The organism is Pseudoalteromonas sp. SG44-17 (assembly GCF_014164235.1).
Taxonomy (GTDB): Bacteria; Pseudomonadota; Gammaproteobacteria; order Enterobacterales; family Alteromonadaceae; genus Pseudoalteromonas; species Pseudoalteromonas rhizosphaerae.
Genome location: NZ_JACJEV010000060.1, coordinates 1 through 11,504 on the forward strand (window position 1 = coordinate 1; position 11,504 = coordinate 11,504).

The following is an 11,504-nucleotide window of genomic DNA, read 5'->3' on the forward strand; positions in this document are numbered from 1 at the left end:
GTAAGCTGTAAGCTGTAAGCTGTAAGCTGTAAGCTGTAAGCAATAATGTTCCTAATTTATATTAAGCAATGCAACATCTTTTTTGTTTAAGTGATTTATTCACCACAGAGATTAAGAGACGCTGCGATTTAGAGAAGTAATTGTAAAAATAGGAGCTAGGAAATGGCTAGGGTGTATTCGAAGCCCGTGGCGCTTTTCTCATTTGCTCTCATTCTACTCTTTGTGCAGAAAGATTTTTGACTGTGGACATTACTTGTAGGCGAGTGGCTTGCCACCGCGAAAATAATCTCATTGTCGCGAGATAAACTCGCTGCTACCAATGCGTAGGCGCGGGTTTACCCCGCGCAATAGATTCGAGTTCTGTAAGTGATTAATTCACCACCGAGAACACAGAGAAGAAATAAGTGATTTTTTACTTTGGTCTCTCTGTATAGCGCGCAGCGCCTTTGTGCCCTCGGTGGTAAAATAGATTTGTCGGTGTAAATGTATAAACAGTCGCGAGGTAAACTCGCTGCTACATACACGTAAGCGCGGGTTTACCCCGCGCAATAGATTCAAGTTCTGTCAGTGATTAATTCACCACCGAGAACACAGAGTTCACAGAGAAGAAATAAGTGATTTTTTACTTTGGTTTCTCTGTGTAGCGCGCAGCGCCTTTGTGCCCTCGGTGGTAAAATAGGTTTGTTTGTGTAAATGTATAAACAGTCGCGAGGTAAACTCGCAGCTACCAATGCGTAGGCGCGGGGTTACCCCGCGCAATAGATTCAAGTTCTGTCAGTGATTAATTCACCACCGAGTTCACAGAGAAGAAATAAGTGATTTTTTACTTTGGTTTCTCTGTGTAGCGCGCAGCGTCTTTGTGCCCTCGGTGGTAAAATAGGTTTGTTTGTGTAAATGTATAAACAGTCGCGAGGTAAACTCGCTGCTACCAATACGTAGGCGCGGGGTTACCCTGCGCAATAGATTCAAGTTCTGTCAGTGATTAATTCACCACCGAGAACACAGAGTTCACAGAGTTCACAGAGAAAAAATAAGTGATTTTTTACTTTGGTTTCTCTGTGTAGCGCGAAGCGCCTTTGTGCCCTCGGTGGTAAAATAGGTTTGTTTGTGTAAATGTATAAACAGTCGCGAGGTAAACTCGCTGCTACATACACGTAAGCGCGGGCTTTTAGTAGTTTTTAGGTTTTAGGTTTTAGCGAATGCAAAATTTCTTTCTCGATATAATCACTGTTATGCAAAACCAATTATGGTTTTACTTACTCACTGTTGGCTTAGTGAGCCTGTGTATTGGCAGTTTTTTGAATGTAGTTATTTACCGGTTGCCGATAATGATGCAGAGTGAATGGCAAACAGAATGCCGTGTTTTACTGGCTGACGATTTAAAACCTACAAAAGCTGATAATACAGAAACTGAGTTTAATCTGATCAAGCCTAACTCTACTTGCCCAAAATGCAAAACGGCAATTAAACCTTGGCAAAACATTCCTGTTATTAGCTGGTTATTGTTAAAAGGTCGCTGCGCCAGTTGCAGTAACCCAATTTCAGTACGTTACCCAATTGTTGAAATGCTTACTGCGGTTTTAAGCTTAATAGTGGCCTACACCTTTGGCGTGACTGAGCAGGCACTACTGTATATTTTAATTACTTGGGTGCTCGTCGCCCTGACCTTTATTGACATTGATCATATGCTACTGCCTGACCAACTCACCTTACCTTTAGTCTGGTTAGCATTAATTGCTGCGGTAATGGGCATCACTATCTCCCCAACAGATGCCATTATTGGTGCAGCATGTGGTTACTTAAGCCTCTGGAGCGTATTTTGGCTATTTAAACTGCTCACCGGTAAAGAAGGCATGGGCTATGGTGATTTTAAATTACTAGCGGTATTTGGCGCATTGCTTGGCTGGCAATCATTACTCACCATTGTTTTATTATCGAGTGTAGTGGGCGCTATTATTGGTATCGCATTATTGAGTATTCAAGGCAAAGATAAAGCCACGCCAATTCCATTTGGGCCTTATTTAGCCATTGCCGGCTGGGTTACTTTGTTATGGGGCACACAAATCCAAGTATTTTATTTTAATTTGTTAGGTTATTAATATGCATGCATCCACTCATAAACCGATGAAAAATTGGGTGCTGGGCTTAACCGGCGGTATTGGTTGCGGAAAAAGCGCCGTTAGTGCCATGTTTGAAAAACTCGCTATTACCGTGGTTGATGCTGACATTATTGCACGCCACGTAGTCAAACCGCATAGCCCTGGTTTAGCTGCTATTAGTGAGCATTTTGGTGCCCAAGTGCTAAACCCCGACGGCAGTTTAAACCGGGCGCAATTACGTGAGATTATTTTTGCTGATACAGCGCAAAAAACTTGGCTTAATAATTTGCTGCATCCACTGATCCGAGAAAAAACCCTTACTGATTTACACTCTGCAAACAGCGCATATGTGGTGCTCGTCGCACCACTGTTATTTGAAAATGGTCTTGAGCAATATTGTGATCGCACTTTAGTGATTGACGTTCCTGTAGAAATACAACTCAAGCGTACTATCGCCCGCGATAACACCTATGAGCAGCAAGCACGCAGTATTATAGCCGCACAAATGTCACGCGAGGATAAACGCCATCGAGCTGACGATGTGATTGATAACAACCGCCCATTGCATTTAGTTGAGCAGGATATAATGCAACTTCATCAAAACTACTTACAACTAACGGCTAAAGTTAACTAATAAAGATGATAACGGTTGTGATAAACAAAAACTTTTTAGCTTTTTGTTGTCAAATTACCTTAAATCGACAAGACTGATGTTATACCATTCTTTTTTCTGATAAATTGCTGGCTATGAAAGGATCTAACCAAGGTGCGCAATGAATATTAATTCACCATTACTTAGAAAGTTTATTACGCTTGGCCGTATTGACGCAGAAACAGTCAAACTCAAACAGCGTGAGTATGGCTCAACAGCAGAGTTGATCGCAAAATGCAGCGGTATTGATGGTCATGAACTTGCCGAGCAATGTATCGACTTATTCCGAGTGCCTTATTTTGATATACGTGAGTTTGACGTCGAGCTGATCCCCAAAGAGCTTGTTAAAGAAAAACTGATCAAAGATCATCATATTCTACCTTTAGTTAAAAAAGGCCGTAAACTCTACATTGCCGCGTCGGATCCTACTGATTATGGTGCTTTTGAAAACTTTGAATTCAGTACAGGGCTTGCTTGTGAGGTGGTCGTTGTTGATTATCGCCAGCTTGAAGCCAAAATAGATCAACTGCTTGATGCGTCGGGCAGTTTAAATTTAAGTGATGAAGAATTTAAAGAATTTAGTGATTTAGATACCGAAGGTCCTCGCGAAATACAAAACAACGGCGAAGACGAAAAAGACGATGCCCCGATTATCGTATACATCAATAAAATTTTGATGGATGCAATTAAAAAAGGCGCCTCGGATTTACACTTTGAACCTTACGAACATAAATACCGCGTGCGTTTTCGTATCGATGGCATTTTACATGAAATGGCCAGCCCGCCGAACAGCTTAGCCACGCGTTTATCAGCGCGTATAAAAGTAATGGCACGCTTAGATATTGCCGAAAAACGCAAACCACAAGATGGCCGTATCAAACTTAAAATCACCGAACGTAAAAGTATCGATTTCCGGGTAAGTACGCTGCCGACTTTGTGGGGCGAAAAAATAGTAATGCGTATCCTTGATTCATCCAGTGCAATGCTTGGCATTGATGTACTGGGTTACGAACCTGAGCAGAAAAAGCTCTATATGGATGCGCTGCAACAACCGCAAGGCATGATTTTAGTTACCGGCCCTACCGGCTCGGGTAAAACAGTATCACTTTACACTGGTTTGAATATTCTTAACCAACCAGAGCGTAATATTAGCACTGCAGAAGATCCGGTTGAAATTAACCTCGAAGGTATCAACCAAGTACAAATTAACCCGCGCGCAGAGATGACCTTTGCTAATGCGCTAAAAGCGTTTTTACGTCAAGATCCTGATGTGGTGATGGTAGGTGAGATCCGTGATCTTGAAACCGCTGAAATTTCTATCAAAGCGGCGCAAACTGGTCACTTGGTATTATCGACCTTACATACTAACTCTGCTCCTGAAACCCTAACCCGTTTACTTAATATGGGTGTACCTGCTTATAACGTTGCCAGCTCGATTAGCTTAATTATCGCACAGCGCTTAGCTCGACGTTTATGCCCTAAATGTAAAGCACCAGAAAGCTTGCCGGACGAAGAGTTACAACGCCAAGGTTTTAGCCCTGAACAAATAACTGAACTCACTTTATTTGCACCCAAAGGCTGCGATAGTTGCACTGATGGCTACAAAGGTCGTGTGGGTATTTATGAAGTAATGCAGATTACTCCAGAAATAGCGCAAATCATTATGCGTGGCGGTAATTCACTAGAAATTGCTGAAGTATCGTTAAAGTCAGGCTTTAATAACTTGCGTTTATCAGGCCTCAGAAAAGCTGCCGCCGGTATGACTTCATTAGCCGAGATAAACCGAGTAACTAGTTTTTAAGATCCTAAAACCTAGCTTTCTAGATTTTAGAGTTATAAATCGTAAACAATATGTATGAGAAGATGTTATGCCAACAGTTGTAAGCTGCCCAACGTGTAAAAACGAAGTCGAATGGTCAGAAAAAAGTCCGCACCGCCCTTTTTGTTCAAAACGCTGTCAGTTAATTGATTTAGGCGAATGGTCGTTTGAAAACAATAAAATCTCTGCACCAATAACCTCTGCAGATGATTTAAGCCAAGATATGATTGAAGATATTGAAGCTATGCTTGCTAAAAACGACGATGATTTTTTCAAGTAAGCCTGAAGTAATTGAAAAATAGAAGCTAGGTTTTAGGTAGTAGCTAGGTTCTAGTATTCGAAGCTCGCAGCCCGTGGCGAGGTAAACTCGCTGCTACCAATATGTAGGCGCGGGTTTACCCCGCGCAAACTCCAATTAACTACTTTGCTGTTAACCAAGCTTCCAAACCAAAAATACCAACGCAAAGCCAACTAAATAAATCAGTCCTAACCAGCTCAAGCTTTGTATTGCTTTGGAATGCTGAATACTTGGCACTGAGCGAACTAAGCTGAAGTTCAGCCATGCAAAAATCGGCGTGGTCAAAAATGCTAGCGTCATAGCAAAAGTAAGCATAGGGCCAAGGGCTGATTTAAAGAATAAGATCACCGCCATCCCCGCCAAAGATTGTACTATCAACCAGATATTTAAGCTGTGCTTACTTTGTTTAAAACCTAATAACTTGTGTGATTCGTTTAATGTGCGGGCGTAGCCATCAAGCACGGTTAAAGTTGTGCCAAACATACACAAAAACGCGATAATTGAAACTAATGGTCGTGCCCATTCACCTATGGTAAGGGCATACATATCAATAAGCTGTTTAGCAAATGCCACGCCGCCGAGCTCTATATTCGCGCTTTGCCCGTATTGCACTAACACACCGAGTGAAAAGAATACTAATGCCAGCCCTGCGGTTAACCAATAACCCAAATTAAAATCAAATAACCCCTGAGCCTTAGTCACGCTTTGTTGGCTTTGTTTTTCTTTAAGCCACAATGAGCTTAATGCTGAGATTTCAATCGGTGCAGGCATCCAGCCCATCAATGCCACCATAAAACCCAGCATAGCAAGTTCATAGGGAGATGGGCCAACGTAATCAGCAGGTGCCATTGGGCCGTTACTAAATGCAATAGCGAGGGCAATGACTGTTGCTAGTGTAAGTAGCCCCATAATAGCCTTTGCGACGTTATCGAGTGCTTTAAAGTGCCCGAGTAATAAAATGACTAAGCAAACGGCGAGGATCAACCAACACAGTAAAGTCACTGAAATAGCAATAGGTAAAGCGTAGTGTAATAAACTGGCCGTTAATAGCAGCACACCAGCAGTATTGACCACCGCAGCAATAATATTTAACCCAATAAAACTATAAAAAAACCATGGGCCTTTACTTTGATAGCCTTCAACTAAGCTTTTTTTTGTGGCTAGCGTGTACTCGATACCAAAGCGGAAAAACGGATACTTAAGCACGTTAACAACGAGGATTAACCAAAATAGCTGCCAGCCAAAAATAGCCCCTGCTTGCGTTGATGCCACTAAATGTGAGCCACCAATTGCAGCGGTCGCCATTAAAATACCGGGACCTAGTGCGTTTAAACGAGTTTGCCAAATTGATACTGCTGACTGCATCTGTGTACTTATTACTTATGGTTAATAATAAGCAAGTTACAGCGTTTTAATTAAGAAATAAAGAGTAAAGCGGAGGTTTAGAGGACTAGTCCTTTAGATGTAAATCGCTAGATCCTAGTTGCCTAAGATCTAGCGTCTTTATTATTTAACGTAGGTCCATTTCTTGAATAATTTCATGAGCAATTTCAGGTGTAGTGCTCACCGGTTTTTCATGTAAATTGGCTTTAATTTGGCCTTTACGATGCTTTAGTGCTGCATCGAGTTTTTTAGCCGCGTTTGCAATAGCTGGATAAAGAACTTCGTTCTCACCTTTAACGGATAAACGCGCGCCTTCGTATATGGTACTGATTTCTGCTTGGAGCTTATGATGCTCTTTTGAAAGAATGATATCTAGTGCGATCAGAGATGGAAAATGACTCGCAATTTTTGAAAATTTTTCGTTGATGTGCTCTCTAATAGAGTCAGTAACGTCAACATGGTGACCAGAAAGATTAATTTTCATAGGGTATCCTTTTTTATGTTACCTCATAACTAGTATTGGGGGCTATTTAGATTAACACAAGGCAGAAAAGCATAAATATGAAATTTATTTGTTATTACAGCTGATGTAGATCAATTTAGTCACATTAAATATGCAAAAGCCCGCGCATGGCGGGCTTTCAGCGTGTCACTTAATTTGTATATTAAGTATACGAACAACAGTAATCAGCAAAGTCAGTCACTTTTACTTGAAAGGTAACGTTAGCATCAACGTTAAAAGACTCCCCTGCTGACATCGTTTGCCATTTCGTCTCACCAGGGAGTAATACATCCCACTGGCCGCCGTTTAATTCCATCAATTCTTTTTTGCTCGTAGCAAATTCAAACTCACCCGGTTGCATAAAACCTAACGTTTTAGTGCTGCCATCAGCAAAAACCACGGTACGACTTGATACTTTACCGTCAAAATATACGTTCGCTGTTTTAACAACACTTACATTATCAAACTGAGACATCCTCACTCCTGTTCTTTGATTTATAATTTAACTGCGACCACATTGCCTTAAGGACGCATAGCATGCAAGTGTAGTGATGTGAAAAATACTCATGGGCATCTGATAGCTGACGGCTTAAAGCTTACAGCTCTGTATAAAAAAGCCCGCACTGCGTTTAACACAGTGCGGGCTTTTTACATTTTAACCTTTAAGGTTAAAACAATTCGTTTGCTTTGTTTACGATGTTTTCTACCGTGAAGCCAAAGTGCTCAAACAGCTCATTAGCTGGTGCTGACTCACCAAAGGTGGTCATACCTACTACAGCGCCGTTTAAACCTACGTATTTATACCAGTAGTCAGCAATACCTGCTTCTACGGCTACGCGGCGTGAAACTGCAGCTGGTAGTACACTTTCTTTATAAGCAGCGTCTTGTGCATCAAATACATCGGTCGATGGCATAGAGACAACACGTACTTTTTTACCTTGCTTACGCAGTTCAGCGGCTGAATCTTGTGCTAATTGCACCTCAGAGCCAGTTGCGATTAAGATAAGCTCAGGCTCGCCGTCACAGCTCAGCACATAACCACCTTTTTTCACGTCGCTTAATTGCTGCGCTGAGCGAGTTTGTTGCTCAAGGCCTTGGCGAGTAAAGATAAGTGATGTTGGACCATCTTGGCGTTCAATCGCTTGTTGCCATGCAATCGCAGACTCAACTTGGTCACACGGGCGCCAGTTAACTAAGTTTGGCGTTAAACGCATGCTAGCAATTTGCTCTACTGGTTGGTGAGTTGGACCATCTTCACCTAAACCGATTGAATCGTGGGTGTATACAAAAATGCTTGGCACTTTCATAAGTGCAGCCATACGAACAGCATTACGTGCATATTCCATAAACATTAGGAAAGTTGCGCCGTAAGGAATAAAACCTTTATGCAATGCAATACCATTCATAATCGCCGACATCCCAAACTCACGCACACCGTAATAGATGTAGTTACCGCTGGCATCATCGCGTGTTAAGCCTTTAGAGCCTTTCCAAATAGTCAGGTTAGAACCGGCTAAATCAGCTGAGCCGCCCATAAATTCAGGCAGTAATGGACCAAATGCATTCAGTGCGTCTTGCGATGCCTTACGTGATGCTGGGTTTGCTGGATTTGCGTCTAGTTGCTCAATATATGCTTGTGATTTTTCAACCCAATCTGCTGGCAACTCACTACTAGTACGGCGTTTAAATTCAGCGGCTAGTTCTGGGTGTGCAGCGGCGTACGCGGCAAATTTTTCATCCCAGTTAGCTTCAAGTTGTTTACCCTTTTCTTTGCCATCCCATTGTGCATAAATATCAGCTGGGATTTCAAATGCTTCACCAGTCCAACCAAGGAACTCGCGTGCTGCTTTGATTTCGTCTTCACCTAGTGGTGCGCCGTGACAATCATGGCTACCTGATTTATTTGGTGAACCATAACCGATAACTGTTTTACAACAAATTAGTGTTGGTTTGTCGGTGATGCTGCGTGCTTCTTCGATGGCTGCGCGGATAGCGTCTGAGTCATGGCCATCAACGTCACTTACTACATGCCAACCGTAGGCTTTAAAGCGTGCAGGTGTATCGTCGCTAAACCAACCTTCAACTTCACCATCAATTGAAATACCGTTGTCATCCCAAAATGCAACAAGCTTACCTAGGCCTAATGTGCCGGCAAGTGAACATGCTTCATGAGAAATACCTTCCATTAAGCAACCATCGCCTAAGAAAGTATATGTGTGGTGATCAACAATATCGTGACCTTCGCGGTTAAATTGCGCGGCTAATGCTTTTTCAGCAATCGCCATACCTACCGCGTTAGTGATCCCTTGACCAAGTGGGCCCGTAGTAGTCTCAATACCTGGCGCATACCCATATTCTGGATGGCCAGGTGTTTTTGAATGCATTTGACGGAAGTTTTTAATTTCCTCAATTGGTAAATCATAACCACTTAAATGCAATAGAGAATAAATAAGCATTGAACCGTGGCCATTGGAAAGTATAAATCGATCTCTATCTACCCACTCTGGATTTGTTGGATTGTGGTTTAGATAATCGCGCCATAGTACTTCTGCGATATCAGCCATGCCCATAGGGGCTCCAGGGTGGCCTGATTTGGCCTTTTGTACTGCGTCCATTGATAAGACGCGAATAGCATTTGCAAGTTCTTTGCGAGACGGCATGGATTCTCCTACCTTTACTGTATTTGCGCTGGTTATTGTGTGTATTCATTTGAAGATCCATTCTTACTTATTGTAGGGGCTGTATGCAATTAAAAACCTGATTAAATTGGGCATTATGAATTTTTTTTAAGAACAAAAAGTTATTAGTAATTTTATTTAGACGTCTAGGCGTAAAAAAACTATGCAACTATCGTTGTTTTAGATAAAATACGCCCCTAAATTTTTTAGCGCTCTTACCGACGTTTGTGAAGCGCAATATTTGTGAGCAAAGACAATGGCAAAACATTTATTTACTTCTGAATCTGTTTCTGAAGGTCATCCGGATAAAATCGCGGACCAAATCTCTGACGCGGTACTAGATGCCATCTTAGAACAAGATTCTCATGCCCGTGTTGCGTGTGAAACTTACGTAAAGACTGGTATGGTTATGGTTGGTGGTGAAATCACTACTAGCGCATGGGTTGATATCGAAGAAATCACACGTAAAACTGTACGTGAAATTGGCTACACTCATTCTGATATGGGTTTTGATGCAGACTCGTGTGCAATTTTAAACACGATTGGTAAGCAGTCTCCTGACATCAACCAAGGTGTTGACCGTACTAGCCCAGAAGAACAAGGCGCTGGCGACCAAGGCCTAATGTTTGGTTACGCATGTAACGAAACTGAAGTATTAATGCCTGCACCAATCACTTACTCACACCGTTTAGTGCAGCGTCAAGCGCAAGTACGTAAAAGCGGCGAGCTTAACTGGTTACGTCCTGATGCAAAATCACAAGTTACTTTTGCATATGAAAACGGCAAGCCAGTAGGTATTGACGCAGTGGTACTTTCTACTCAACACAGTGAAGACATTTCACAAAAAGATTTAGTAGAAGCTGTGATGGAAACAATCATCAAGCCAGTACTTCCTGCTGAGCTTATCACTAGTGCAACTAAGTTTTTCATTAACCCGACTGGCCGCTTTGTAATCGGTGGCCCAATGGGTGACTGTGGTCTTACTGGTCGTAAAATTATCGTTGATACCTATGGCGGCATGGCTCGTCATGGTGGCGGTGCATTCTCTGGTAAAGATCCATCAAAAGTTGACCGTTCAGCTGCGTACGCTGCACGTTACGTTGCTAAAAACATCGTTGCTGCGGGCCTTGCTGACAAATGTGAGCTACAAGTTTCTTACGCAATCGGTGTTGCAGAGCCAACGTCAATCAGTGTTGAAACATTTGGTACCAGCAAGCTTGAAGAATCACGTTTAATTGAATTGATTCGTGAACACTTTGACTTACGTCCATATGGCTTAATTAAAATGCTTGATCTTGAGCGCCCAATTTATCTACCAACTGCAGCTTACGGGCATTTTGGTCGTGATGAATTCCCTTGGGAACGCACAGATAAAGCAGACGCACTTCGCGCAGCAGCTGGTCTTTAATATCAGCCTTTATGTAAATGTAGAAAAAGCGCCAATTGGCGCTTTTTTTTATGCCTGCTGATTATATTGTTGTAAATGCCTAGGTTATTGTCGCGAGGTAAACTCGCTGCTACCAGACATAGTCGCGGGTTTACCCCGCGCAATTAAAGCTAGGTTCTAGAAAGTGACTAGGAGTTAGGGCGTGTTCGAAGCCAGTGGTATTTCCCCCTCATTCACTACTCTTGGTGCAAACCTATTTTTTAATAATTTCACCACAGAGTTCACCGAGTTCATAGAGGAAAAACCTGTAAGTAATCAACTTTACTTTTGTCTTCTAGGTGTAGCGCACAGCGCCTCCTACCCTCGGAGGTAAATAGGCTTGTCGCCATAAATGGCGACCTACAGGAGCGCGGTGGATATTACTTGTAGGCGAGTGGCTTGCCACCGCGAAGGATAAAGTGTTTGTCGCGAGATAAACTCGCTGCTACCAGACGTAGGCGCGGGTTTACCCCGCGCAATTAAAGCTAGGTTCTAGAAAGTGATACCAATCGTGTTAAGTTTCTGACCATTTATAGCGACAGATAAATACAGTGATAACAAGGCGTAAATTTTGACATGTAGTTGTTCTACTTGAAAAAATTATAACGCAGTTAGCGCTTTATTTAGCTCGCTAGAATGGTTAAATA

The 11,504-nt window shown here is 42.3% G+C and carries 9 protein-coding genes; 5 read left to right on the top strand and 4 right to left on the bottom strand.

Features of this window, described 5'->3' with window-relative positions; genetic code table 11:
• Nucleotides 1-1,199 precede the first annotated feature (1,199 nt).
• The 4 genes from H5182_RS21540 (at nt 1,200) to yacG (ending at nt 4,850) form a co-directional block, all read left to right on the top strand.
• Entirely contained in the window at nt 1,200-2,099 is a 900-nt protein-coding gene (locus tag H5182_RS21540) for an A24 family peptidase (protein ID WP_310741416.1), read from the top strand.
• A 1-nt stretch (nt 2,100) separates the two neighbouring features.
• Nucleotides 2,101-2,733: a dephospho-CoA kinase gene (coaE, locus tag H5182_RS21545; RefSeq protein WP_182760614.1), complete on the top strand. Its 633-nt coding sequence runs from the start codon at nt 2,101-2,103 to the stop codon at nt 2,731-2,733.
• A 139-nt stretch (nt 2,734-2,872) separates the two neighbouring features.
• Nucleotides 2,873-4,552, top strand: a complete 1,680-nt coding sequence (gene pilB, locus H5182_RS21550) for a type IV-A pilus assembly ATPase PilB (RefSeq protein WP_145235193.1) — start codon at nt 2,873-2,875, stop codon at nt 4,550-4,552.
• Nucleotides 4,553-4,619: 67 nt separating this feature from the next.
• Nucleotides 4,620-4,850 carry a DNA gyrase inhibitor YacG gene (gene yacG, locus H5182_RS21555; protein WP_145235191.1) on the top strand — a complete coding sequence of 77 codons (231 nt, stop codon included), beginning with the start codon at nt 4,620-4,622 and terminating at the stop codon, nt 4,848-4,850.
• Between the two features lie 150 nt (nt 4,851-5,000).
• On the opposite strand, the gene H5182_RS21560 is transcribed toward yacG, so the two are convergent.
• From H5182_RS21560 to tkt, 4 genes are all read right to left on the bottom strand, one after another.
• Complete coding sequence (locus H5182_RS21560; protein WP_182760617.1) at nt 5,001-6,173, bottom strand: NRAMP family divalent metal transporter; 1,173 nt, start codon at nt 6,171-6,173, stop codon at nt 5,001-5,003.
• 205 nt (nt 6,174-6,378) lie between these two features.
• The gene (gene hpf, locus H5182_RS21565) at nt 6,379-6,735 is read right to left on the bottom strand and encodes a ribosome hibernation-promoting factor, HPF/YfiA family (protein ID WP_145235189.1); all 357 of its coding nucleotides are present in this window, start codon (nt 6,733-6,735) and stop codon (nt 6,379-6,381) included.
• Between the two features lie 181 nt (nt 6,736-6,916).
• Entirely contained in the window at nt 6,917-7,228 is a 312-nt protein-coding gene (locus H5182_RS21570; protein WP_145235187.1) for a pyrimidine/purine nucleoside phosphorylase, read from the bottom strand.
• A gap of 193 nt (nt 7,229-7,421) precedes the next feature.
• On the bottom strand, nt 7,422-9,413 hold the full coding sequence (gene tkt, locus H5182_RS21575) for a transketolase (RefSeq protein WP_182760615.1): 1,992 nt from the start codon (nt 9,411-9,413) through the stop codon (nt 7,422-7,424).
• 274 nt (nt 9,414-9,687) lie between these two features.
• On the opposite strand from tkt, the gene metK reads away from it, so the two are divergent.
• The gene (gene metK, locus H5182_RS21580; protein WP_149981353.1) at nt 9,688-10,839 is read left to right on the top strand and encodes a methionine adenosyltransferase; all 1,152 of its coding nucleotides are present in this window, start codon (nt 9,688-9,690) and stop codon (nt 10,837-10,839) included.
• The last annotated feature ends 665 nt before the right edge of the window (nt 10,840-11,504 follow it).

Bases quoted from the DNA above. Each gene is read 5' to 3' on its own strand.
- H5182_RS21540 (WP_310741416.1), top strand. From the start codon at position 1,200: ATGCAAAATTTCTTTCTCGATATAATCACTGTTATGCAAAACCAATTA.
- coaE (WP_182760614.1), top strand. From the start codon at position 2,101: ATGCATGCATCCACTCATAAACCGATGAAAAATTGGGTGCTGGGCTTA.
- pilB (WP_145235193.1), top strand. From the start codon at position 2,873: ATGAATATTAATTCACCATTACTTAGAAAGTTTATTACGCTTGGCCGT.
- yacG (WP_145235191.1), top strand. From the start codon at position 4,620: ATGCCAACAGTTGTAAGCTGCCCAACGTGTAAAAACGAAGTCGAATGG.
- H5182_RS21560 (WP_182760617.1), bottom strand. From the start codon at position 6,173: ATGGCGACCGCTGCAATTGGTGGCTCACATTTAGTGGCATCAACGCAA.
- hpf (WP_145235189.1), bottom strand. From the start codon at position 6,735: ATGAAAATTAATCTTTCTGGTCACCATGTTGACGTTACTGACTCTATT.
- H5182_RS21570 (WP_145235187.1), bottom strand. From the start codon at position 7,228: ATGTCTCAGTTTGATAATGTAAGTGTTGTTAAAACAGCGAACGTATAT.
- tkt (WP_182760615.1), bottom strand. From the start codon at position 9,413: ATGCCGTCTCGCAAAGAACTTGCAAATGCTATTCGCGTCTTATCAATG.
- metK (WP_149981353.1), top strand. From the start codon at position 9,688: ATGGCAAAACATTTATTTACTTCTGAATCTGTTTCTGAAGGTCATCCG.